This is a genomic window from Streptomyces herbicida (genome assembly GCF_032656585.1).
Classification (GTDB): Bacteria; Actinomycetota; Actinomycetes; order Streptomycetales; family Streptomycetaceae; genus Streptomyces; species Streptomyces herbicida.
In genome coordinates this window covers 571,867-593,535 of record NZ_JAUYWJ010000002.1, presented here as the reverse complement: position 1 = coordinate 593,535, position 21,669 = coordinate 571,867, and the positions used below count along the sequence as shown (strand labels likewise).

Sequence of the window (21,669 nt, the reverse complement as noted above, 5' to 3'; positions counted from 1 at the left end):
CGCAGGATGACCACTACGTCTGAGCGTGTTTCAGAAACGCCGTCGCGACAGGTGTCGAAAGTCTCCCAGTCCGTGTTCGACGGCTCCCGGCTGCGGGTCGTCCTGCTGGTCGACGTGTACGACGGAGCCCAGCAGCAGTTCCTGGAGGCCTACGAGCAGCTGTGCAACCAGGTTGCGTCCGTGCCCGGCCATGTCAGCGACCAACTCTGCCAGTCGATCGAGAATCCATCCCAATGGCTCATCACGAGTGAGTGGGAAAGCGCTCCGCCGTTCCTCGCCTGGGTGAACAGCGAGGAGCACGTGCGGATGGTGCAGCCGCTGCACAGCTGCGTCCGCGACACCCGGTCGCTGCGCTTCCACGTCGTCCGCGAGACCGGCGGCGAGGCGACCGGCGCCAGGGCGTCGCAGCGCCGGCTCCAGACCCGGCCGCGGATCGGCGACGGCGTGATCCGCCACGCCCTGACCTTCACGGTCAAGCCGGGCAGCGAGCCGGAGGTCGCGAGGATCCTCGCGAACTACGCCTCGCCCGAGGCCCGTGTCGATGACACCACGCGGCTGTGCCGCACCTCCCTGTTCATGCACGGCAACCGGGTCGTACGGGCCATCGAGGTGCGCGGCGACCTGCTCGCGGCCCTGCGCCACGTGGCCCGCCAGCCCGAGGTGCGTGCCGTGGAGGAGGCCATCAACCCGTACCTGGAGCAGGAGCGGGACCTCAAAGACCAGGAGTCGGCGCGGGTCTTCTTCACCCGGGCGGCGCTGCCCGCGGTGCACCACGTGACGGCGGAGGAGCTGCACGACGGCGAGCGGCACGCGCTGTACTACCCGGCGAAGCCCGGCAACGGCATGCGGCTGGCCGAGCTGCTCGCCCAGCACGACGAGGCGTCGGCCGAGGACCCGGTGAGCCCGGTCCTGCGCAGCACGATCTTCCAGCGCGACGACGTCGTGGTGCGGCTGGTCGATGTGCGCGGCGCCGGCGGTGTCGACCCCGCCCTGCCGGAGTCCGCGCAGGCCGCCGAGCTGAAGAAGCTCCTTTACGGCGCCGCGGTCCGCATGGACCTCATCACCGACCGCCGCTCGCCGGACGCCTGACCCGGTGGCCACGCCCCTATGCCGACGCAGCACACCCATCGGAGGAACGTCGTGATCAAATCCCGTCCGAGAATCGTGGACCTCAGCGAGGTCGAGCCCAATGTCCGGCGCGGCGGTGATCTGCGCGCCATGCTCACCCCGACCACGGTGGGATCGACCAGCGGTTTCATGGGAGTGGCCATCGTGCAGCCCGGCGACCGCATCGGTGAGCACTACCACCCCTACTCCGAGGAGTTCGTGTACGTCGTCTGCGGGCAGCTGGAGGTGGACCTGGACGGCGAGCCGCAGGCGCTGCAGCCGGAGCAGGGCCTGATGATCCCCGCCCACATGCGTCACCGCTTCCGCAACGTCGGCAATGTGGAGGCGCGCATCGTCTTCCACCTGGGTCCGCTGGCGCCGCGTCCGCAGCTGGGTCATGTCGACACGGAGGAGACCGAGGTCATCGGTGCCGCCGCCGTCGTCACGGAGGGAGCCGGGGCGGGCGCCGACCGCTCGGCCGACCGAGGCCGGGTCCGGTCATGACCCGGCGCGTGGCGGTCACCGGCATAGGCATCGTGGCTCCGGGCGGGATCGGCGTACCGGCGTTCTGGGATTTGCTCGCCAACGGCCGGACCGCGACGCGGGGCATCACGTTCTTCGACCCGACAGGCCTGCGCTCGCAGATAGCCGCGGAGTGCGACTTCGACCCCGTGGTGCATGGCCTGGACGCCGAGCAGATCGAGCGGGCGGACCGGTACATCCAGTTCGCCCTGGTGGCCGGGGACGAGGCCGTCCGGGACTCCGGCCTCGACCTCGCCGGGGAGAACCCCTGGCGGGTCGGGGTCTCCCTGGGGACCGCGGTCGGCGGCACCACCCGTCTGGAGCACGACTACGTTCTGGTCAGCCACCGAGGGCAGCGCTGGGACGTGGACCACCGGGAGGCGGAACCCCAGCTGCACCGGGCGTTCTCGCCCAGCACGCTGGCCTCCGCGGTGGCGGAACGGTTCGGCGCGCAGGGGCCGGTGCAGACCGTCTCCACGGGCTGCACCTCGGGCCTGGACGCGGTCGGATACGCCTTCCACACCGTCGAGGAGGGCCGTGCCGACATCTGCATAGCAGGCGCGTCGGACTCGCCGATCTCACCGATCACCATGGCTTGCTTCGACGCGATCAAGGCCACGTCGCCGAACAACGACGACCCGGCACACGCCTCCCGGCCCTTCGACAACAACCGTGACGGGTTCGTCATGGGCGAGGGCGGCGCGGTGCTCGTCCTGGAGGAGCTGGAACACGCGCGGGCCCGAGGCGCGCACGTGTACTGCGAGCTCAGCGGCTACGCCACCTACGGCAACGCCTACCACATGACCGGCCTGACCAGTGAGGGCCTGGAGATGGCCCGGGCGATCGAGGTCGCCCTCGACCACTCCCGGCTCGACGGCTCCGCGATCGACTACGTCAACGCGCACGGCTCGGGCACCCGGCAGAACGACCGCCACGAGACGGCGGCCGTGAAGCGGGCACTCGGAGACCACGCCTACGGCACGCCCATGAGCTCCATCAAGTCCATGGTGGGGCACTCCCTCGGGGCGATCGGCGCGATCGAGGTCGTGGCCTGTGTGCTGGCGCTGGCCAAGCAGGTCGTGCCGCCGACCGCGAACTACGAGACCCCCGACCCCGAGTGCGACCTGGACTACGTCCCGCGCGTCGCCCGCGAACGGAAGCTGGACAGCGTGCTCTCCGTGGGCAGCGGGTTCGGCGGGTTCCAGTCCGCGGTGATCCTGACCCGTCCCAGGGAGAAGGCACGATGAGCGCACCCCATGAACGGCGCGCGGCCATCACCGGCATCGGTGTGGTCGCGCCCAACGGAACCAGCACCGACACCTTCTGGAAGGCCACCCAGGAAGGGCTCAGCGTCCTCGACCGGATCACCCGCGAGGGCTGTGGGCATCTGCCGCTGAAGGTGGCCGGCGAGGTCCGCGCCTTCGACCCGGCGGCGGCGGTCGAGGAGCGCTACCTCGTCCAGACCGACCGGTTCACGCACTACGCCATGGCCGCTGCCGACCTGGCGCTGGACGACGCCCGCCTCGGGCCGGCCTACACCGCCGACGCGCCGTTCTCCATCGGCGTGGTCACCGCGGCCGGCTCCGGCGGCGGCGAGTTCGGCCAGCGGGAGCTGCAGCAACTGTGGGGAAAGGGCAGCCGGTTCGTCGGCCCGTACCAGTCCATCGCCTGGTTCTACGCCGCCAGCACCGGTCAGATCTCCATCCGCCGCGGCTTCAAGGGCCCGTGCTCGGTCGTGGCCGCCGACGAGGCGGGCGGGCTGGATGCCGTCGCCCATGCGGCGCGGGCCGTGCGGCGCGGCACCGATGTGATCGTGGCCGGCTCGACCGAGGCGCCGCTGGCCCCGTACTCGATGGTCTGCCAGCTCGGTTACGAGGAGCTCAGCACCGTCGAGGACCCCACCCGTGCCTACCGTCCGTTCACCACCGCGGCCTGCGGATTCGTGCCCGCCGAGGGCGGCGCGATGCTCGTCGTGGAGGCGGCGGACGCGGCGCGCGAACGGGGCGTCCGGGTCCGGGCGCTCGTCGCGGGGCACGCGGCGACGTTCACCGGGGCCTCCCGCTGGGCCGAGACCCGGGAGGGGCTCGCCCAGGCCGTGCGGGGAGCCCTGGACGAGGCCGGCTGCGCCCCCGAGGAGATCGACGTGGTCTTCGCCGACGCCCTCGGGGTGCCGGAGGCGGACCGCGCCGAGGCGCTGGCCATCGCCGACGTCCTGGGCACGCACGGCAGGCGGGTGCCGGTCACCGCGCCGAAGACCGGCACCGGCCGGGGCTACTGCGCCGCGCCCGTGCTGGACACCGCTGCGGCCGTGCTCGCGATGGAGCACGGACTGATCCCACCCACCCCCAACGTCTTCGACGTCTGCCACGACCTCGACCTCGTGACCGGACGCGCCCGCGCCGCCGAACTGCGCACGGCGCTGGTCCTCAGCCGGGGACTCATGGGGTCGAACTCGGCGCTGGTGCTCCGGCACTGCGCCGCCGACGCCTCGTAGCGGGGCGCCTCGTCGCGGGGAGCGCCGCAGCACTGCCTCGCAGCAAAGGAGAGGAACCGCATGACTGCCCAAATCACCGTGGAAGAACTGGCCGGGCTCATGAAGAAGGCCGCCGGGGTCACCGTCGCCCCGCAGGATCTCGAGCAGCAGAGCGACGTGGGCTTCGACGTCCTCGGTATCGACTCGCTCGGCCTGCTCGGCATCGTGGGCGAACTGGAGAACCGTCACGGCACGCCGATGCCGCCCGACGCGGAGCGCTGCAAGACCCCCCGGCAGTTCCTCGACCTCATCAACAGCACTCTCATGGCAGGAGCCTGACATGGCCGGACACACGCAGAACGAGATCACCATCGCCGCCCCGCTGGACCTCGTCTGGGACATGACCAACGACCTGGAGAAGTGGCCGCAGCTGTTCAGCGAGTACGCGGCCTGCGAGGTCATCTCCCGGGAGGGCGCGAAGACGACCTTCCGGCTGACCATGCACCCGGACGAGAACGGCACCGTCTGGAGCTGGGTCTCGGAGCGGGAGCCGGACCGCGACACCCTCACGGTCAGGGCCCGTCGTGTCGAGACCGGGCCCTTCGCGTACATGAACATCCACTGGCAGTACGAGGAGGTGCCCGCGGGCACCCGGATGGTCTGGACGCAGGACTTCGAGATGAAGCCGGACGCCCCGGTCGACGACGAGTGGATGACCGACAACATCAACCGGAACTCCAAGGTCCAGATGGCCCTGATCCGGGACAAGGTCGAGAAGGCCGCCGCCGGACACCGGCCCGCGCCGGCCCTGGCCGACTGAGCCGGACGGAGGACACGTTCCGATGCATCAGGCCCTCATCGTCGCCCGCATGGCCCCCGGTTCGGCCCCCGACATCGCCAAGGTGTTCGAGGAGTCCGACCGGGGAGAGCTGCCGCACCTCGTCGGTGTCGTACGGCGCAGCCTCTTCCAGTTCGGCGACGTGTACATGCACCTCGTCGAGTCCGAGCGCGAGCCCGGACCCGCCATCGCCAAGGTGACCGAGCACCCCGAGTTCCGGGACATCAGCGAGCGGCTGTCGGCGTACGTCAGCGCGTACGACCCGGAGACCTGGCGCTCGCCGAAGGACGCCATGGCACGCCGCTTCTACGTCTGGGAGCGCCCCTGAGCCGTCCGGTCCCCCCGAACGGCCACCGGTCGCCGGGCCCGCAGCGTCGCGGGCCCGGCGACCGGTGGTCTGCGGGGGTGTGCGGTCACCCCGGTACGTGGCAGTCGAACGCGTGCAGAGAGGGGGTGAACGGAGTCATGCCGTCGACGACCACGCCCGCCGCGGTCAGCCGGCTCACCATGCTCTCGGTGGTGTGCTTCGCCCCGCCGACGTTGAGCAGCAGCAGCAGGTCCATCGCGGTGCTGAAGCGCATCGACGGGGTGTCGTCGACGAGGTTCTCGATCACCACGACGCGCGTTCCGGGGCCACCGGCCCCGATGACGTTGCGCAGCGTGCGCGCCGTGCTCTCGTCGTCCCACTCCAGGATGTTCTTGATGATGTAGACGTCGGCCTTGACCGGGATCGCCGCGCGGACGTCGCCGGGCACGATCCGGGCGCGGTCGGCGAGGTCACCGCCCTCGCGCAGCCGCGGCACGGCGTTCTCCACGACGCGGGGCAGGTCGAGCAGACTGCCGTGCATCGAGGGGTACTTGTCCAGCAGGCAGGCCACCACATGCCCCTGGCCGCCGCCGATGTCCGCGACCGACTTGCTGCCCGACAGGTCCAGCAGGGCCGCGACATCGCGCGCCGACTGCTCGCTGGACGTGGTCATCGCCCGGTTGAAGACGTCGGCCGACTCCGGGGCGTCCTCGTTGAGGTACTCGAAGAACTCCTTGCCGTACAGGTCCTCGACGACGTTGCTGCCGGTGCGCACGGCCTCGTCCAGCCTGGGCCAGGCGTCCCAGGTCCACGGCTCGGTGCACCACAGCGAGATGTAGCGCAGGCTGTTCGGGTCGTCCTCGCGCAGCAGCTTGGACATCTCGGTGTGCGCGAACATGCCGTCCGGCCGCTCGGCGAAGACGCCGTAGCAGGACAGGGCCCGCAGCAGCCGGCGCAGCGGCCTGGGCTCGGTCTTCACCGCGGCCGCGAGGTCCTCCACGGCCATCGGGGCCTGGCCGAGGGCGTCGGCGACCCCGAGCCGGGCTGCCGCGCGGACGGCGGCGGCGCAGGCCGCGCCGAACACGAGCTCTCTGAGCCGCATGGACGGCGGTGGGGCGGTTTCAGCGGTCGTCATGTGCCGCCTTCCTTCCTTGGATGTACGCGGGGGTACGGCCGGTCAGCACAGCCCCGAGGGCTTCGAGGCCGTGCAGGAGTTGCCCTGGAAGGTGTTGTTGCTCTTGGTGTGCTCCTGGTTGACCAGGTCGGCCGGGGCGTTGCCCCTCAGCGCGTTCTCGCTGATCCGGTTCCGCTCGCTGATGACGCCCACGAAGCTCTTGAACAGCACGATCCCGCCCGACAGCGGGGACTTGCCGGAGTTGCCCGTGACCAGGTTCCGGTTCACCTGGGTGTTCTCCACCCCGGTCAGCACGATGCCGGAGCCCTGGAGCGCGGGCAGCCGCGGGGTCTTGGGGCAGGCCTTGTTGTTGGTGGTGACCACGTTGTTCGCCACCGTCAGCGCCCCGGCCCGCGGCACGTTCTCGTCGCCGACGACGAAGACGCCCGCGCAGTTGCCGGTGACGTAGTTGCCCGTGACGGAGAGGTTCCGCAGGCGCCGGACGGTCAGGCCGATCCGGTTGCCCTCCATGCGGTTCTGCTGGACCACCGTTCCGCGGGTGTCCGTGGCGCCCTGTTCCTTCGAGATGGTGTTGGCGAGGAACAGGCCCGCGTCGCCGTTGTTGCGCAGGTAGTTGTTCCGGAACACGCCGCGCACCGACTGCTCCTGGGCGATGCCCCAGACGCCGTTCCCGACCGCGTACACCTTGCGCACGGTCAGCCCGTCGGTCGCCTGGCCGAGCACCCCGGTCCTGGCGAAGCCGGTCACGGTCAGGTGGGAGACGGTGACGCCCTCGACGGCGCGGTTCGCCGCGCCCACCACGCAGATGCCGTTGCCGCCCTTGGCGCAGGTGCTGGAGGCCTTGGCGGCGGGCTCGATCACCGTGCCCGGGCCCATGCCGCGCAGGGTCAGCCGGGACGTGCTCACCGTGACGCTCTCGTGGTAGGTGCCGGGGGTCACCAGGACGGTGTCTCCCGCCCGAGCGGCGTCCACCGCCTTCTGGATCGATTCCCCCTGGTGGACCAGGAAGGTCCTGGGGACAGCGGCCGCCGGAGTGGCGCCGAGCCCCGTTCCGATGAGCGCGGCGGCGCACGCCAGATATGCGAGATGGCATTTCGTCATATCCTGTACGCTATGGCCGATTAGTTGATAAACGTGGTGTATAGACCTTCTGGTGGCGTGTCACCCGCGCAGCGCTCGCCCCATCCCCAGCTGCACTGCCTCCGGAGGGCGGCCGCCCTCGATCTCCCACAGACAGTTCCGCGGCACCGCCCCAGCGTCCATGCCCGGGGCCGCTCCCGGTCGATCGCCGGCAGGTCCGGCAACGCGTCGAAGCGCCGGACGGTGTAGCCGGGGTCGTAGCGGTTGTCGATCGCCGGCAGCAGTTCGAAGCCGGGATTGCCCGCGAGCGGCTTGGGGTCGATGGCGACCCGTCCGCCCGTTCGGCCGTCAGGACGTTGTCGTAGCGCAGGTCCCCGTGCGGCACCCGGTCCCCGGGCTCGCTCACGACCTCCCGCACGGCGCCGCACGGACCGCGAGGAGCCGCCGGTCGGCCGGATCGGCTCCCGCTCCAGCGCCCACGGCATCTGTTCCGGCATGGCCCGCGTGATGTCCCCGAGGCGTCGCAGCCCCGGCGGGGCCGCTGCGGCGGTCAGCCGGGCCGGCAGCCCGTAGATGACGCGCACGGCCTCACGCGTGTCCGGCAGGTCCGTCGGCGCCCGGCTCTCGTCCAGCCGCTCCGGCGGCAGCGTGCAGCTGGGCTCGTCGTGCTCCAGCAGCCGTACGGCCTCGTCGCCGCCCCAGGCCCGCAGGGCGAGCGGCTCGCCCTAGCTCTCGGCGTCCAGCGGCTGGAGCTTCAGCGCGGCCGGAGTGCGGTTGGCACGACCACCGGAAGGACCAGCGTGCCTGGCGGGCCCGTCGAACCGCAGCCCCCACCACCGGAGGAACTCCTCCGCCCGCCGGGGCGGGTCCGCGATGAACGCCCGCCCCGCATCCCCATTGAATTTCTGCTGTGAAGCGGCCGGCTCGCCGGGCACCTCGATCACTTTCCCGACGATACTTACAGGTGTGAACAGGGTCATCCGATTTCGACGTGGGCTCCGGGCGGTGACGGCCTACGTCCGCAGCGCCCCGGGGACTTATGTCTGGTTGCTGATCCTGTTCGTCTCCACCGTCGCCCTGCACCACATGTCGCCGGACTTCGAGGAGGACTTCCTGCGGCAGCGCTCGACCAACATCCACGAGCTGTCGCAGAACCCCGTACGGGTGCTGATCACCAGCGCCATGTGGATCGACGGCGGGCACTGGGTGCCGTACGCGATCCTGTTCACGGTCTTCCACGCCCAGGCCGAACGCTGGATCGGCACCGCCCGCTGGCTGGCGGTGTGCGTGGCCGCGCATGTGTTCGCAACGCTGATCAGCGAGGGCGCGCTGCTGAAGGCGGTCCGGGACGGGATCGCCCCGCACTCCGCGGTCAACACCCTCGACATCGGGGTGAGTTACGCGCTGGCCGGCGTCATCGGGCTGCTCACCTACCGGCTCGCCGTGCCCTGGCGGTATCTGTACCTGCTGGCCGTGCTCGTCTTCTACGGAATCCCGCTCTACACCGACCGCACCTTCACCGACTTCGGGCATTTCGTCGCGGTCCTGATCGGTCTCGCCTGCTATCCGCTGGTCAGGGGCCGAGGAAAAGCATGGAATCCGAAGGAGACACTGGCCGCCCTCAGGGGTTAACGTCCGGCCATGAGCAGCACGGCAAGCAGTGTCGTCAACGGTGGCATCTCCTTCTGGTTCGCGGACGACGGCCTCCCGGAGGTCCGGGAGCCGCTGTCCGGTGACGCGACCGCCGACGTCGTGATCGTCGGCGGCGGCTACACGGGGCTGTGGACCGCGTACTACCTCAAGAAGGCCGCCCCCTTCCTCCGCGTCACCGTCCTGGAGCAGAAGTTCTGCGGCTACGGCGCTTCCGGGCGCAACGGAGGCTGGCTCTACAACGGCATCGCGGGCCGCGACCGGTACGCGAAACTGCACGGCCACGAGGCCGCGGTGCGGCTGCAGAAGGCGATGAACGACACCGTCGACGAGGTCGTCGCGGTCACCGTGGCCGAGGGCATCGACGCCGACCTGCACAAGGGCGGCGTGCTGGAAGTGGCGACCACGCCCGCACAGTTGGCGCGGCTGAAGGCCTTCCACGAGCACGAGCTGTCGTACGGCGAGAAGGACCGCGAGCTGTACGGCGCCCGCGAGACGCGCGAGCGGATCCGGGTCGCCGACGCGGTGGGCTCCACCTGGACCCCGCACGGCGCCCGGCTGCACCCGGTCAAGCTGCTCAAGGGGCTCGCGGCCGCCGTGGAGGCGCTCGGCGTCACCATCCACGAGTCGACTCCGGTGACCGAGATCCGCCCGATGCACGCCGTGACCCCGTACGGCACGGTCCGCGCCCCCTACGTCCTGCGCTGCACCGAGGGCTTCACGGCGAACCTGAAGGGCCACCGGCGCACCTGGCTGCCGATGAACTCCTCGATGATCGCCACCGAGCCGCTCACCGACGAGCAGTGGCAGAGCGTCGGCTGGGACGGCCGGGAGACCCTGGGCGACATGGCGCACGCCTATATGTACGCCCAGCGCACCGCCGACGGCCGGATCGCGCTCGGCGGGCGCGGGGTGCCGTACCGCTTCGGATCGCGGACGGACAACGACGGGCGGACGCAGGAGGCGACGATCGAGGCGCTGCGGGAGATCCTCGTCCGGTTCTTCCCGGGCCTGGCCGGTGTCCGCATCGAGCACGCCTGGTCCGGGGTGCTCGGGGTGCCGCGCGACTGGTGCTCGACGGTCACCCTGGACCGCTCGACGGGACTCGGCTGGGCGGGCGGGTACGTCGGCTCGGGCGTCGCGACCACCAATCTCGCCGGGCGCACCCTGTGCGACCTGGTCCAGCAGGACTCCGGGCAGGCAGGGCGCACCGATCTGACCGACCTGCCGTGGGTGGGCCACAAGGTGCGCAAGTGGGAGCCCGAACCCTTCCGCTGGCTCGGCGTCCAGGGCATGTACGCCACCTATCGCGCCGCCGACGAACGCGAGCGCCTCCACCCGGGCTCGCAGTCGTCACGACTGGCCCGGATCGCCGACCGGGTGGCGGGACGGCACTGACCATGATCCGCACCGCGACCCCCTCGGACATACCTGTCATCCACGCCCTGATCCGCGAGCTCGCCGAGTACGAGAAGGCCCCGCAGGAGGCGAGGGCGACCGAGGAGCAGCTGCACTGCGCCCTCTTCGGCGAGCGTCCTGCGGTCTTCGCGCACGTGGCGGTGGACGAGGCAACCGGCACGACGGTCGGATACGCCCTGTGGTTCCTGAGCTTCTCCACCTGGCGCGGGGTCCACGGCATCTACCTCGAGGACCTGTACGTCCGCCCCTCGGCCCGCGGCGGCGGCCACGGCCGGGCGCTGCTCGCCGGGCTGGCCCGGATCTGTGTGGAGCGGGGTTACGAGCGTCTGGAGTGGTCGGTCCTGGACTGGAACCGGCCCGCGATCGGCTTCTACGAGTCGCTCGGTGCCCGTCCGCAGGACGAGTGGACGGTCTACCGGCTGACCGACGGGCCGCTGGCCGAGCTGGGTGGGTCAGAGCGCTGACTCGGGAACGGGTGCGTTCGCGGGGGCCGCTTGCGTGGGCGGCTTCGACGTGACCATCAGGCCCGCGACCAGGCCCGCCAGGAGCATCACGCCCGCGGCCCACCAGATGGCGACCGTGTAGCCGTGCACGACGCCCTCGGGGACCACGGTCGCCCGCTGGGCGGGGTCGTGCAGGTGGGCGGCGACATAGGCGGTACTGCTGGTGGTGGCGATCGTGTTGAGCAGCGCCGTGCCGATCGAACCGCCGACCTGCTGCGAGGTGTTGACGGTCGCCGAGGTGACCCCCGCGTCCTGCGGGGCGACTCCCGCGGTGGCCGTGGCGAAGATCGGCATGAAGGTCAGGCCCATGCCGAGGCCGATCAGCAGCAGGGCGGGCAGGATCTCGGTGGCGTACGAGGAGCCGACGGCCAGCCCGGTCAGGATGACCATCCCGCCGGCGGCGAAGACCATCCCGGGGACCATCAGCATGCGCGGCGCCACGGACGGCAGCAGCCGGGCCGATATCTGCGTGGAGCCGACGACGATCGCGGCGGTCAGCGGCAGGAAGGCCAGGCCCGTGCGCACCGGCGAGTAGCCATGGATGACCTGCAGGTAGTAGGTCATGAACAGGAACAGGCCGAACACGCCGATGACGGCGAGGGCCATGGTCAGGAAGCAGCCGGACCGGTTGCGGTCCTCGATGATGTGCAGCGGGAGCAGCGGCACCCGGGCCCGGGTCTGCCACCGCACGAACACCGCGAGCAGCAGCACGCCCGTGCCGAGCAGGGCAAGCACCAGCGGGTCGGTCCAGCCGCGCGGCTCGGCCTCGCTGAACCCGTAGACGACCGCGACCAGTCCGCCGCAGCCGAGCACCGCGCCGGGCACGTCGAGCCGGACGCCCGAGTGGCCCGAGCGGCTGTGGAGCAGGGTCAGGGCGCCGAAGACCGCGACGACCGCGATGGGCACATTGACGTACAGGCACCAGCGCCAGTTCAGATACTCGGTGAGCAGGCCGCCGACGATGAGCCCGATCGCCGAGCCGCTGCCCGCGAGGGCGCCGTAGATGCCGAAGGCCCTTCCGCGCTCCCTGGGATCGGTGAACGTCGTGGTGACCAGGCTGAGCGCGGACGGGGCGAGCACGGCGGCGAAGGCGCCCTGCAAGGCGCGGGCGCCGAAGAGCATGCCGGCGCCGGTGGCCGCGCCGCCGAGCGCGGAGGCGGCCGCGAAGCCGATCAGGCCGATGACGAAGGTGCGTTTCCGGCCCACCCGGTCGGCGATCCGGCCGCCCAGCAGGAGCAGGCCGCCGAAGGCCAGCGTGTAGGCGGTGATGACCCACTGGCGGTTGCCGTCGGACATGTTCAGGTCGCGCTGGGCGGAGGGGAGCGCGATGTTCACGATCGTCGCGTCGAGCACCACCATCAGCTGTGCGAGCGCGATGACCACCAGGCCCCACCAGCGGCGGGGGTCGGTGGCCTCGGATCCTGGGGTGGACTCACCTGTTCGGGTGATACGCACGCGGTCAGAAGACCATGAATCGGTATGTACTGCATCCCGGGGTGTTCTGTGCCTGGTCATGGTTCCAGGACCACCTTCCCGACGGTGCCGCGCCCCTCCAGGGCCCGGTGCGCGGTGGCCGCCTCGGCGAGCGGGAAGCGCGTCACGGCGGGGGTCAGCCGCCCCGCGGCGGCCTCGGCGAGCGCGCGCAGTTCCAGGGTGCGTACGGGGTCGGGGCCACCCGCCCGCTTCAGTATCGCGGGGCCCAGGACCTGCTCGGAGACGCCGTCGACGACATATCCCTGCCCGGCGGAGATCCCCTGCGCGGACCAGCCGAAGACGAGGTGCTGCCCGCCGGGCCCGAGCAGGGCGACCGCCTCGCGGGCGACATCGCCGCCGACCCCGTCGAAGACGACGGTCGCGGGCCGCTCGCCCAGATACCCGCGGACCTGCTCCGGCCAGGCCGCACCCAGGTAGTCGACGGCGAGGTCGGCCCCGTTCTTCGCCACCCGTGCCACCTTCTCCGGGCCGCCGGCGAGACCGATCACCGTGGCACCGGCGTTCTTGGCGTACTGCACGAGCAGCGTGCCGATGCCGCCGGCCGCCGCCGGGACGACGGCCACCGAGTCCGGTCCGAGCTCGGTGAACCGCACAATCCCCAGCGTCGTCCGCCCCGTGCCGATCATGGCGACGGCCTGGGCGAAGTCGAGGCCGTCCGGTATCTCGTGCAGCCGCCCGGCGTCGGTGACGGCGAGCTCGGCGTAGCCGCCCGGGGCGAAGCCGAGATGGGCGACCACGCGCCTGCCGAGCCACCGCTCGGGCGTGCCCTCGCCGAGGGACTCGACGACACCGGCGACCTCGCGGCCGGGCACGGTGGGAAGCGGTGTCGGGGCGGGCGCCGGGCCCTGCACGCCCTCCCGCAGGGCGGTGTCCAGGAGGTGGACACCGGCCGCGGCGACGGCGACACGGACCTGGCCGGGGCCCGGCACGGGGTCCTCGACCTGCTCGTAGGTGAGGTTCCCGGCCGGGCCGAAGGCGTGCAGGCGGATGGCGTGCATGAGGACCCCCATCGACGTTTCGTCGGTCGCTGCGTTCGTCGTCCGGGGTCCACCCTTCAACCTCAAGCATGCTTGAGGTCAAGGGCGTGCCGGCCGAGGGCCAGCGACACGGCGGTGAGGGCGCTGTTGAAGGACACCTCCGACAGCACGCCGGGGGCGGCGACCTGGTCACCGGCGAGATAGACGCCGTCGCCCCGGTCGATGGCGGGCCGGTCGCGCCAGCTGGTGCCGGGCAGGTCCACGGCTCCGGTACGGCCGTTGGCGAGGGCCTCGCGCCGCCAGGTGACCCGCTCCCGCCACCCGTCGAAGGCGAGGTCGAGCAGCCGCTCGGCACGGGCGATGCCGTCGGCCCGGGACTCCCCGGGACCGATCGGGATCTGCCCCTGCACGAGCTGCTCACCGGCCGGGGCGAGCGAACGGTCCTGCGCGGTGAACCGCTCGAGCCACCCGGGTGCGTCGAGATCGGACACCGCGAAGGCGTCACCGCGCCGGGTGCGCAGCGCGAGGTCGACGAGGGCGGTACGGCCACCGGTCCAGGTCAGCGAGTCGTCCTTCAGCAGACGCCGGGCCGCCTCGAGGGAGGTGGCGACGACCACGGGGGTGCCGGTGGGAAGGGCATCGACCCGGGACAGGGTCTCCATCCGCACACCGAGGTTCCAGGCCCGTGCGGCCATCCGGTCGATGACATTGGCCCAGCCACCGCGCGGATAGTGCGCTTCCGGCGGCAGCTTGGTGGCGCGGCGCAGACGTTGCTGCACGAAGGCGGCGGACAGCGCGCCCGGATCGTGGTGGAAGAGGGCGACGGCCGAGTAGTTGGCGGCGGCGCGCGCCCCCTCCTCGCCCGCCTGCCGTGTCGCCCAGCTCATGAAGTCGACGTCGACGGGCGCCTGTTGGGCGCTGCGGCGCAGCAGCTTGAGCATCGCGAAGGGCGGGGTGCGGCGCAGGACCCCGTGATGGCGCAGCCGCAGCCGGGCCGCCTCCAGGGGCGGGACCGGAGCGACCGGCCCGATGAGGTCGCGCTGCTTGAGCCAGACCCAGTGCGGGCCGCCGTTGTACAGGGCGTGCGGGCCTTCGTTCGTGCGGTACGGGCCCTCGGCGGTCCGCGCCCGTCCGCCGAGGGTGTGGTGGGCTTCGTACACGGTGACCTTGGCGCCCGCCTCGGCGGCGGTGATCGCCGCGGTGAGTCCGGCGAGGCCGCCGCCGACGACGGTGATTCGTTGCATGGGCGGATGTCTCCCTCTGCTCGGGGTCGCCTCTTCTCTGCAGGTACGACTGCCCGCGCCGCCGAAATGTGACATCGCCGGTGTCTGTGCAGGTCGGGGCGATTGTCAGTGGTGGGGTGCAGCATGGGGGCATGGCGAGGAGAGCGACGGGTGGGGCAGGGGTGCGGTCCGCGCGGCGGCCGGAGGTGCGGCTGCCACCACTGGAGGCGTACGGCGGCGGCGGGCTGGAGCCGGACGGGGACTACGACGGGCTGGATTTCCGGGAGGCGGACTTCGCCGGGCAGGACGGCGGGGGTGCCCGCTTCATGGACTGCGCGCTGACCGGCTGCGCCTTCGACGAGACGCGACTGCACCACGCGCGCATCCTCGACACGGTCCTCACCGGGGCAAGGGGAGTCGGCACGTACCTCGCCGAGTCGACCCTGCGTGACGTCGAACTCGTCGACGCGCGACTGGGCGGCACGCAGTTGCACGGTGCCGTGCTGGAGCGCGTGCTGATCCGCGGCGGAAAGATCGACTGTCTCAACCTGCGCAAGGCGAAGCTCAAGGACGTCGTCTTCGAGGGCTGCGTCCTCGTCGAGCCGGACTTCGGGGACGCGCGACTGGAGCGGGTCGAGTTCGTGGACTGCGCGCTGAAGGGCGTGGACTTCAACGGGGCGACACTGACGGACGTGGACCTGCGGGGGGTCGCTTCGCTGGACATCGCCCGGGGCGTGGGGCGGCTGGCCGGGGCGGTCATCAGCGCGGGCCAACTGGTGGATCTGGCGCCGGTGCTGGCGGGGGAGCTGGGAATCCGGGTGGAATGACCAGCGCGTGGGGTACCCCCTGCCCGTAGAGCTCGGGGGAGCTCGAGGACGAGGCCGTTCAGGCCGGAGCGGGAGGCTTGGGGCGGCAGCCACCAGGGCGGCCACCGCAGCTCATGGCAGCCTGGGAAAGCGAGCCTGCAGCGTCCAGATCGCCGGGTTCTCGGCCAGGGACTCGTGCAGATCGGTGAGGTCGGCGAGCAGGTCGTGGAGGAAGTCCCGTGCCTCGCGGCGCAGTTCCGTGTGGGAGAAGGTGAGCGGAGCTTCCTCGGCCGGCATCCAGTCGGACTCGATGTCCACCCACCCGAAGCGCCGCTCGAAGAGCATCCGGTCGGTCGACTCGGTGAAGTCCAGTTCCGCCCGCTGCGGGCGGGCGGCGCGGGAGCCCGCCGGGTCCTGGTCGATCCGCTCCACGATGTCGCACAGCGCCCACGCGAAGTCCAGCACCGGCACCCATCCCCAGGCTGTGGACAGCTCCCGGTCCGTCTCGGTGTCGGCCAGATACACGTCCCCGCAGAACAGATCGTGCCGCAGCGCATGGACGTCCGCGCGCCGGTAGTCCGTCTGCGGCGGGTCGGGGAAGCGGTTGGAGAGGGCATAGCCGATGTCGAGCACGTACGTGATGGTGTCACGGTCGTATCCGGTCACCGGCACGCCCCGACCGTCACCCCGCACCGTAGGATCTCTGACATGTCCAGATCCGCGCGCCTTGTCCCGGTCGCCGCCGGCGCCATCGCCCTCCAGCTCGTCCTTTCCGCATGCGACGGCGGCGTGCAGGGCACCCCGGGCGGCTCCGGCGTACACGACCCGTATTTCCCCAAGGCGGGCAACGGCGGATACGACGTCACCCACTACGACCTCACCCTCTCCTACGACCCCGGCACCCACCGCCTCACCGGCAAGGCGGTGATCACAGCCCGCGCCACCCAGGACCTGTCCGCCTTCGACCTGGATCTGAAGGGCCTGGACGTCGAGGACGTCACCGTGGAGGGCAAGGACGCCCGCTTCAACCGCTCCGGCCAGGAACTGACCGTCCGCCCCCATGACGACCTGGACAGGGGGGAGACCTTCAGCACCACGGTCCACTACTCCGGCACCCCGGAGAAGATCACCGACCCGGACGGCTCCGAGGAGGGCTGGCTGCGCACGGCGGACGGCGCGCTCGCCCTCGGCGAACCCACCGGCTCCATGGCGTGGTTCCCCGGCAACGACCACCCCTCCGACAAGGCGACGTACGACATAGCCGTCACCGTGCCGAAGGGTCTGCAGGCCGTCTCCAACGGGGAGTTGACGAGCCGGCGGACGACCGGCGGCCGCACCACCTTCACCTGGCACACCGCCCAGCCGATGGCGACCTATGTCGCCATGGTCGCCATCGGCCACTACGACATCACCCGCTACACCACCAAGAGCGGCCTGCCCGTCTACGTCGCCGTCGACCCGAAGCAGACCGAGGCGAGCCGCAAGGTGCTGGCGAAGATCCCCGAGATCATGGAGTGGGAGGAGTACAACTTCGGCCCGTACCCCTTCTCCTCCACCGGCGCCATCGTCGACGGCCCCGACGACGTCGGCTATGCCCTGGAGACCCAGAACCGCCCGGTCTTCCCCGGCGCCCCCGACACCGGGACCCTCGTCCATGAGCTCGCCCACCAGTGGTACGGCGACTCCGTCACGCCGAAGAGCTGGCGGGACATGTGGCTGAACGAGGGCTTCGCGACGTACGCGGAGTGGCTGTGGGAGGAGGACCACGGCGGCGACACCGTGCAGCAGACCTTCGACGCGGTCTACAGCGGCGACCACTTCGACGACCCCGACCGGGCCAAGGCCGTCTGGGCCTACCCGCCGGCGAAGCCGTCGAGCGCGGCGCACATCTCCGACAGCCCGGTCTACGAGCGCGGCGCCATGGTCCTGCACAAGATCCGGCAGAAGGTCGGCGACGACACCTTCTACGACATCATCCAGGGCTGGGCGGCCGCCCACCGTCACGGCAACGCGGACACGGCCCAGTTCACGGCGTACGTCGAGAAGATGGCGCCGGACAAGAACTTCGCCGCGATCTGGGCCGACTGGCTGTACGGGAACGGCAAGCCGGACCACCCCTGAGAGGCAGCCCGGCCTTCACCGGCGTGTGTGCCGCCGGTCAGTTGACGTTGACGGCCTTCCAGGCCGCCGCCACCGCGTTGTACTCCGCGCTGCCGGCCCCGTACAGGTCGCTCGCCGCCTGGAGCGTGGCGGTGCGGGCGCCCGCGTAGTTGGTCGACGAGGTGAAGTACGTGGTCAGGGCCTTGTACCAGATCTGGTAGGCCTTGGTCCGGCCGACGCCGGTGACCGTGGAGCCGTTGTAGGTCGGGGAGTTGTACGACACCCCGTTGATGGTCTTCGCGCCGCTGCCCTCGCTGAGCAGGTAGAAGAAGTGGTTGGCGACACCCGACGAGTAGTGCACGTCGAGGCGGCCGACGGTGCGCGACCAGTAGTCGGCGGAGCCGCCGTCCTTGCTGGGCCTGTCCATGTAGCGCAGGGGCGTGCCGTTGCCGTTGATGTCGATCTTCTCGCCGATGAGGTAGTCACCGGGGTCGGAGGAGTTGTTCGCGAAGAACTCCACCGAGGTGCCGAAGATGTCCGAGGTGGCCTCGTTCAGGCCGCCGGACTCCTTGCTGTACTTCAGGCCCGCGGTGGCCGCGGTCAGGCCGTGGCTCATCTCGTGGCCCGCCACGTCGAGCGAGGTGAGCGGGTCGGCGTTGCCCGCGCCGTCGCCGTACGTCATGCAGAAGCAGCTGTCCGACCAGAAGGCGTTGACATAGGCGTTGCCGTAGTGGACGCGGGAGTAGGCGGCCCTGCCGTCGCCCGCGATGCCGTTGCGGTTGAACGCGGACTTGTAGAAGTCCCAGGTGACGGCGGCACCGTAGGCGGCGTCGACCGCGGCGGTCTGGCGGTTGGCGACCGTACCGTCGCCCCAGATGTCGTCGGCGTCGTGGAAGAGCGTGCCGGTGCCGTTCGTCCCGCCGTTCAGGTCGTAGGTCTTGTGGCCGCCGCGGCCGCCGTCGACGAGGTCGTACCCGCCGGAGGCGGAGGCGGTGCTGCCCAGCGGCACGGTGCCGCTGTACCGGCTGGTGCCCGTGCCGGTGTCGATGGCCTGGTAGGAGTAGATCTTCTTGCCGGTGGCGGCGTCCGTGATGACGTGCAGCTCGCTCGGGGTGCCGTCGTGCTGGAGGCCCTTGACCACGGACTCGTAGGCCAGGACGGGCTTGGTGCCGACGGCCCAGACGACCTTGCGGGCGGTGGTGGTCGTGGCCTCGGTGGAGCCGGCGGCCTTCAGGGCGGACTTCCTGGCGGCGGCGGGGGAGAGGGTGGCGTCGGTGGACGCCACGGATATCCGGGCCTTGGCCGCCTTGCTGACGCCCTCGAGCGTGCCGCTCCTGGTCATGTGGGTGACCAGGTCGCCGCCGAGGACCGGCAGACCGGCGTAGGTCCGCTCGTAGCGGGTGTGGACCGTGCCGTCCGCGTCCTTGATGACGTCCCGGACGACGAGTTTCTCCTGGGCGCCGAGCCCGAGCTCGTGTGCGGTCGAACCGGCCGCGTCCTGCGCCGCCTTGATGGCGGTGGCGCGGGCCGAGGCGGTGAGGGGGAGTGCGGTGGCGCCGGGCGCGTGCTCCGGGGCCGCGGTGGCGGCACCGTTCTGCAGTGCGAGGACGACCATCGCCGCCGAGCCGACGAGGGCGGCGGTGCGTACGGCGGTCCTGCGGGAGGTGCGGGTGGAGCGTGGCTGCTGTCTCACTCGATCTCCTTCGAGCCGGCCTCGTGATGGAGGCACAGGTGATGCACAGGTGGGGCACAGCGTTGCGGCGGCGAGGAGAGGGTGACACCTGGGGCTGTCCGTTCGACAGGGAGCCGTCGAGACTTTACGTGTTCGTATCCGAAAGCCGTCGCCGTGGATCCGTTATGCGGACAAGCCGGGTTGCGTCAACTCCCCATTCGCTCAGCGCACTTGGTGGCCGAACCGTCACGCCCGACGTCCCGCCCCACGCGGGAGGCACCGCCGTCTGTTCAGTCCCACTCGAACGGCATCCGCCCCAGACCCGGCGGCCGGACGGGCTCGGACGGCTCCTCCCGCGTCCACCGGCGCCACGTGAGGATCCGCTCCTCGGCGTGCGCGGTGGCCAGGTCCGGGGCGGTCGGCTCGCGGCGCGGCCCCCGGGCGACGTACACGTGCTCGTGCCGGCGGACGGTACTGGAGGAGGACTGAGCCGTCCGGGTCGACGACGGCTACCCGGGTCGCGCGGCGGGCGTGCGCAGCACCTTGCGCAGTACGGCGCAGGGGCGGCCCAGCTGGAGGTCCTTGCGGTGGCCGATGACCTCGTACCCGAGGGCGGTCCAGAAGGCCATCCCCTTGGGGTTGTTGTCGAGGACGGCGAGACGTACGGCGGTACGGCCCGCGGCGCGGAAGCGGTCCTCGACGAGTGACGCCAGGCGGCGGCCGTACCCGCGGCGCTGCGCCCGCGCGTCGACCATCAGCAGCCCGATCCAGGGATCCGGGTCGGCCGGATCGGGGTGGTGCGCAAGCGTGATCACCAGCCCGACCAGCAGCCCCTCCCCGCGCGCCAGCAGCACCTCGGCATCCGGATTCGCCATCTCCACGGCGAGTGCCGCCGCCACCTGCTCCGGCCGGACGTCGTCCGGGTCCGGGAAGTCGCCGCTCAGGGCGTTGAAGTCGCGGTGGGAGGCGTGCAGCGCGGTGAGTTCGGTGAGGACGGGGCCCGGGATGTCGCGGTCGGGTGTGAGGCGGAGAGGCTCGAGGATCACAGGGGGAACCTAGCGCGGGAACCGCGGAGCCCCCAGCGGTTTCCCGGCTGGGGGCTCCGGCACGGCTTGGGACCGGCTCAGACGTTGACGCCGAAGTCCTGGGCGATACCGACCAGGCCCGAGGCGTAGCCCTGGCCGACGGCGCGGAACTTCCACTCGGCGCCGTTGCGGTAGAGCTCGCCGAAGACCATGGCCGTCTCGGTGGCGGCGTCCTCCGACAGGTCGTAGCGGGCGATCTCGGCGCCGCCGGCCTGGTTGACGATGCGGATGTAGGCGTTGCGGACCTGGCCGAAGTTCTGGCCGCGGTTCTCGGCGTCGTAGATGGAGACCGGGAAGACGATCTTGTCAATGTCGGCCGGGAGACCGGCGAGGTTGACGTTGATCGCCTCGTCGTCGCCGGCGCCCTCGCCCGTGCGGTTGTCGCCCGTGTGGACGATCGTGTTGTCCGGGGTCTGCTTGTTGTTGAAGAAGACGAAGTGGGCGTCCGAGTAGACCTTGCCCTGCGTGTTGACCGCGATGGCGGAGGCGTCCAGGTCGAAGTCCGTGCCGGTGGTGGTGCGGACGTCCCAGCCGAGGCCCACGGTGACGGCGGTCAGGCCCGGAGCCTCCTTGGTGAGCGAGACGTTGCCACCCTTGGACAGGCTTACAGCCATTGTTGGGAGTCCCTTCCCTAGTTCTGTGTGCACGAAGCTACCGTCACCCCGGAGAACGCCGGGAGGGGTCCCCATGGTTCCGGTTCCCTTTACCTTTTTTACCAAGTGGGGGACATTCGGGCCGCGAAATACGGATGACGTGGACCGGACAGAGGCGGGAACATGGGACGCATGTCCGGTCCTTACGTCATCCGCGGCTCCGTCCTCCTGCCCGAGGCCGAGCTCATGTGGCGTTTCTCGCGGTCGTCCGGGCCCGGCGGTCAGCACGTCAACACCAGTGACTCCCAGGTGGAGCTGCGCTTCGACCTGGTGAACACCGAGGCCCTGCCCGAGGTGTGGAAGCGGCGGGCGCTGGAGCGGCTGGCCGGGCGGCTCGTCGACGGTGTCGTCACCGTCCGCGCCTCCGAGCACCGTTCCCAGTGGCGCAACCGCGAGACCGCCGCGGTACGCCTCGCAGCCCTGCTCGCGGAGGCCACCGCACCTCCGCCCAAGCCCCGCAAGCCCACCCGCATCCCGCGCGGCATCAACGAACGCCGACTGCGGGAGAAGAAACAGCGCTCGGACACCAAGCGGGGGAGGTCGGGCCGGGACTGGGGGTGAGCCTTGGCGCACGGCGCCTGTCTGTGGGGCGCCTGCCTGGGCCTGTCTGTGCGGTGCCTGCCTG

At 71.1% G+C, this 21,669-nt stretch carries 23 protein-coding genes and 1 pseudogene; 14 read left to right on the top strand and 10 right to left on the bottom strand.

Annotated elements, in window-relative coordinates; genetic code table 11:
• Positions 1 to 6 precede the first annotated feature (6 nt).
• Genes Q8A52_RS06460 through Q8A52_RS06430 form a run of 7 tightly spaced genes read left to right on the top strand, consistent with a single transcriptional unit; the run spans position 7 to position 5,268 of the window.
• Positions 7 to 1,089 carry a SchA/CurD-like domain-containing protein gene (locus Q8A52_RS06460; RefSeq protein WP_316749751.1) on the top strand — a complete coding sequence of 361 codons (1,083 nt, stop codon included), beginning with the start codon at positions 7 to 9 and terminating at the stop codon, positions 1,087 to 1,089.
• A 51-nt stretch (positions 1,090 to 1,140) separates the two neighbouring features.
• Positions 1,141 to 1,611, top strand: coding sequence for a cupin domain-containing protein (locus Q8A52_RS06455; protein ID WP_316749749.1), 471 nt, complete (start codon positions 1,141 to 1,143; stop codon positions 1,609 to 1,611).
• A complete protein-coding gene (locus Q8A52_RS06450; RefSeq protein WP_316749747.1) occupies positions 1,608 to 2,876 on the top strand; it encodes a beta-ketoacyl-[acyl-carrier-protein] synthase family protein in 1,269 nt (422 codons plus the stop codon). The genes Q8A52_RS06455 and Q8A52_RS06450 overlap by 4 nt, the downstream gene beginning before the upstream one ends.
• Positions 2,873 to 4,123: a ketosynthase chain-length factor gene (locus Q8A52_RS06445; protein WP_316749745.1), complete on the top strand. Its 1,251-nt coding sequence runs from the start codon at positions 2,873 to 2,875 to the stop codon at positions 4,121 to 4,123. Before Q8A52_RS06450 ends, Q8A52_RS06445 begins: the two co-directional genes overlap by 4 nt.
• A gap of 60 nt (positions 4,124 to 4,183) precedes the next feature.
• Positions 4,184 to 4,441: an acyl carrier protein gene (locus Q8A52_RS06440; protein WP_263210185.1), complete on the top strand. Its 258-nt coding sequence runs from the start codon at positions 4,184 to 4,186 to the stop codon at positions 4,439 to 4,441.
• A 1-nt stretch (position 4,442) separates the two neighbouring features.
• Positions 4,443 to 4,922, top strand: a complete 480-nt coding sequence (locus Q8A52_RS06435) for an SRPBCC family protein (protein ID WP_316749741.1) — start codon at positions 4,443 to 4,445, stop codon at positions 4,920 to 4,922.
• Positions 4,923 to 4,944: 22 nt separating this feature from the next.
• Complete coding sequence (locus tag Q8A52_RS06430; RefSeq protein ID WP_316749739.1) at positions 4,945 to 5,268, top strand: TcmI family type II polyketide cyclase; 324 nt, start codon at positions 4,945 to 4,947, stop codon at positions 5,266 to 5,268.
• Positions 5,269 to 5,353: 85 nt separating this feature from the next.
• On the opposite strand, the gene Q8A52_RS06425 is transcribed toward Q8A52_RS06430, so the two are convergent.
• Both Q8A52_RS06425 and Q8A52_RS06420 read right to left on the bottom strand, forming a co-directional pair.
• Positions 5,354 to 6,382, bottom strand: a complete 1,029-nt coding sequence (locus Q8A52_RS06425) for a methyltransferase (protein ID WP_316749738.1) — start codon at positions 6,380 to 6,382, stop codon at positions 5,354 to 5,356.
• A gap of 42 nt (positions 6,383 to 6,424) precedes the next feature.
• Positions 6,425 to 7,483, bottom strand: coding sequence for a right-handed parallel beta-helix repeat-containing protein (locus tag Q8A52_RS06420; protein WP_316749736.1), 1,059 nt, complete (start codon positions 7,481 to 7,483; stop codon positions 6,425 to 6,427).
• 573 nt (positions 7,484 to 8,056) lie between these two features.
• Here Q8A52_RS06420 and Q8A52_RS06415 point away from each other — a divergent pair.
• Positions 8,057 to 8,191, top strand: a complete 135-nt coding sequence (locus tag Q8A52_RS06415; RefSeq protein ID WP_316749734.1) for a hypothetical protein — start codon at positions 8,057 to 8,059, stop codon at positions 8,189 to 8,191.
• Here the strand turns inward: Q8A52_RS06415 and Q8A52_RS06410 are convergent.
• Positions 8,188 to 8,406 (bottom strand): hypothetical protein, encoded by a 219-nt coding sequence (locus Q8A52_RS06410; protein WP_316749732.1) that lies wholly within the window; start codon positions 8,404 to 8,406, stop codon positions 8,188 to 8,190. The two genes, Q8A52_RS06415 and Q8A52_RS06410, sit on opposite strands and share 4 nt — an antisense overlap.
• A 61-nt stretch (positions 8,407 to 8,467) precedes the next feature.
• Between Q8A52_RS06410 and Q8A52_RS06405 the strand changes: the two genes are divergently transcribed.
• Genes Q8A52_RS06405 through Q8A52_RS06395 form a run of 3 tightly spaced genes read left to right on the top strand, consistent with a single transcriptional unit; the run spans position 8,468 to position 10,995 of the window.
• Positions 8,468 to 9,094: a rhomboid-like protein gene (locus tag Q8A52_RS06405; protein WP_316749730.1), complete on the top strand. Its 627-nt coding sequence runs from the start codon at positions 8,468 to 8,470 to the stop codon at positions 9,092 to 9,094.
• A gap of 9 nt (positions 9,095 to 9,103) precedes the next feature.
• Positions 9,104 to 10,510, top strand: coding sequence for an NAD(P)/FAD-dependent oxidoreductase (locus tag Q8A52_RS06400; RefSeq protein WP_316749727.1), 1,407 nt, complete (start codon positions 9,104 to 9,106; stop codon positions 10,508 to 10,510).
• 2 nt (positions 10,511 to 10,512) lie between these two features.
• Positions 10,513 to 10,995 carry a GNAT family N-acetyltransferase gene (locus Q8A52_RS06395; RefSeq protein WP_316749725.1) on the top strand — a complete coding sequence of 161 codons (483 nt, stop codon included), beginning with the start codon at positions 10,513 to 10,515 and terminating at the stop codon, positions 10,993 to 10,995.
• On the opposite strand, the gene Q8A52_RS06390 is transcribed toward Q8A52_RS06395, so the two are convergent.
• From Q8A52_RS06390 to Q8A52_RS06380, 3 genes are all read right to left on the bottom strand, one after another.
• Positions 10,984 to 12,489 (bottom strand): MFS transporter, encoded by a 1,506-nt coding sequence (locus Q8A52_RS06390; protein ID WP_316749722.1) that lies wholly within the window; start codon positions 12,487 to 12,489, stop codon positions 10,984 to 10,986. The two genes, Q8A52_RS06395 and Q8A52_RS06390, sit on opposite strands and share 12 nt — an antisense overlap.
• A gap of 56 nt (positions 12,490 to 12,545) precedes the next feature.
• Positions 12,546 to 13,526 (bottom strand): zinc-binding dehydrogenase, encoded by a 981-nt coding sequence (locus Q8A52_RS06385; protein ID WP_316749720.1) that lies wholly within the window; start codon positions 13,524 to 13,526, stop codon positions 12,546 to 12,548.
• A gap of 62 nt (positions 13,527 to 13,588) precedes the next feature.
• Positions 13,589 to 14,824, bottom strand: a complete 1,236-nt coding sequence (locus tag Q8A52_RS06380) for an FAD-dependent oxidoreductase (protein ID WP_332845891.1) — start codon at positions 14,822 to 14,824, stop codon at positions 13,589 to 13,591.
• A gap of 56 nt (positions 14,825 to 14,880) precedes the next feature.
• On the opposite strand from Q8A52_RS06380, the gene Q8A52_RS06375 reads away from it, so the two are divergent.
• Positions 14,881 to 15,555: a pentapeptide repeat-containing protein gene (locus Q8A52_RS06375; RefSeq protein WP_316749717.1), complete on the top strand. Its 675-nt coding sequence runs from the start codon at positions 14,881 to 14,883 to the stop codon at positions 15,553 to 15,555.
• Positions 15,556 to 15,666: 111 nt separating this feature from the next.
• Here Q8A52_RS06375 and Q8A52_RS06370 read toward each other — a convergent pair whose 3' ends face one another.
• Positions 15,667 to 16,167, bottom strand: a complete 501-nt coding sequence (locus tag Q8A52_RS06370; protein WP_316749981.1) for a hypothetical protein — start codon at positions 16,165 to 16,167, stop codon at positions 15,667 to 15,669.
• A gap of 75 nt (positions 16,168 to 16,242) precedes the next feature.
• Here Q8A52_RS06370 and Q8A52_RS06365 point away from each other — a divergent pair, with 75 nt between their 5' ends.
• A complete protein-coding gene (locus tag Q8A52_RS06365) occupies positions 16,243 to 17,655 on the top strand; it encodes a M1 family metallopeptidase (protein ID WP_316749715.1) in 1,413 nt (470 codons plus the stop codon).
• Positions 17,656 to 17,692: 37 nt separating this feature from the next.
• On the opposite strand, the gene Q8A52_RS06360 is transcribed toward Q8A52_RS06365, so the two are convergent.
• The 3 genes and pseudogenes from Q8A52_RS06360 to Q8A52_RS06350 all read right to left on the bottom strand — a co-directional run bounded on the left by Q8A52_RS06360 (position 17,693) and on the right by Q8A52_RS06350 (position 21,005).
• Positions 17,693 to 19,249 (bottom strand): M4 family metallopeptidase, encoded by a 1,557-nt coding sequence (locus Q8A52_RS06360; RefSeq protein ID WP_316749979.1) that lies wholly within the window; start codon positions 19,247 to 19,249, stop codon positions 17,693 to 17,695.
• Positions 19,250 to 19,596: 347 nt separating this feature from the next.
• Positions 19,597 to 20,352, bottom strand: a pseudogene (locus tag Q8A52_RS06355) (GNAT family N-acetyltransferase).
• Between the two features lie 77 nt (positions 20,353 to 20,429).
• Positions 20,430 to 21,005 carry a TerD family protein gene (locus Q8A52_RS06350; protein WP_316749713.1) on the bottom strand — a complete coding sequence of 192 codons (576 nt, stop codon included), beginning with the start codon at positions 21,003 to 21,005 and terminating at the stop codon, positions 20,430 to 20,432.
• Between the two features lie 171 nt (positions 21,006 to 21,176).
• On the opposite strand from Q8A52_RS06350, the gene arfB reads away from it, so the two are divergent.
• Positions 21,177 to 21,605 carry an alternative ribosome rescue aminoacyl-tRNA hydrolase ArfB gene (arfB, locus tag Q8A52_RS06345; RefSeq protein WP_316749711.1) on the top strand — a complete coding sequence of 143 codons (429 nt, stop codon included), beginning with the start codon at positions 21,177 to 21,179 and terminating at the stop codon, positions 21,603 to 21,605.
• Positions 21,606 to 21,669: the final 64 nt, after the last annotated feature.

Coding starts and splice junctions, on each gene's coding strand:
- arfB (WP_316749711.1), top strand. CDS start 21,177: ATGTCCGGTCCTTACGTCATCCGCGGCTCCGTCCTCCTGCCCGAGGCC.
- Q8A52_RS06435 (WP_316749741.1), top strand. CDS start 4,443: ATGGCCGGACACACGCAGAACGAGATCACCATCGCCGCCCCGCTGGAC.
- Q8A52_RS06360 (WP_316749979.1), bottom strand. CDS start 19,249: ATGGTCGTCCTCGCACTGCAGAACGGTGCCGCCACCGCGGCCCCGGAG.
- Q8A52_RS06450 (WP_316749747.1), top strand. CDS start 1,608: ATGACCCGGCGCGTGGCGGTCACCGGCATAGGCATCGTGGCTCCGGGC.
- Q8A52_RS06430 (WP_316749739.1), top strand. CDS start 4,945: ATGCATCAGGCCCTCATCGTCGCCCGCATGGCCCCCGGTTCGGCCCCC.
- Q8A52_RS06350 (WP_316749713.1), bottom strand. CDS start 21,005: ATGGCTGTAAGCCTGTCCAAGGGTGGCAACGTCTCGCTCACCAAGGAG.
- Q8A52_RS06400 (WP_316749727.1), top strand. CDS start 9,104: ATGAGCAGCACGGCAAGCAGTGTCGTCAACGGTGGCATCTCCTTCTGG.
- Q8A52_RS06380 (WP_332845891.1), bottom strand. CDS start 14,824: ATGTCACATTTCGGCGGCGCGGGCAGTCGTACCTGCAGAGAAGAGGCG.
- Q8A52_RS06395 (WP_316749725.1), top strand. CDS start 10,513: ATGATCCGCACCGCGACCCCCTCGGACATACCTGTCATCCACGCCCTG.
- Q8A52_RS06420 (WP_316749736.1), bottom strand. CDS start 7,483: ATGACGAAATGCCATCTCGCATATCTGGCGTGCGCCGCCGCGCTCATC.
- Q8A52_RS06460 (WP_316749751.1), top strand. CDS start 7: ATGACCACTACGTCTGAGCGTGTTTCAGAAACGCCGTCGCGACAGGTG.
- Q8A52_RS06365 (WP_316749715.1), top strand. CDS start 16,243: ATGTCCAGATCCGCGCGCCTTGTCCCGGTCGCCGCCGGCGCCATCGCC.
- Q8A52_RS06375 (WP_316749717.1), top strand. CDS start 14,881: ATGGCGAGGAGAGCGACGGGTGGGGCAGGGGTGCGGTCCGCGCGGCGG.
- Q8A52_RS06440 (WP_263210185.1), top strand. CDS start 4,184: ATGACTGCCCAAATCACCGTGGAAGAACTGGCCGGGCTCATGAAGAAG.
- Q8A52_RS06445 (WP_316749745.1), top strand. CDS start 2,873: ATGAGCGCACCCCATGAACGGCGCGCGGCCATCACCGGCATCGGTGTG.
- Q8A52_RS06425 (WP_316749738.1), bottom strand. CDS start 6,382: ATGACGACCGCTGAAACCGCCCCACCGCCGTCCATGCGGCTCAGAGAG.
- Q8A52_RS06385 (WP_316749720.1), bottom strand. CDS start 13,526: ATGCACGCCATCCGCCTGCACGCCTTCGGCCCGGCCGGGAACCTCACC.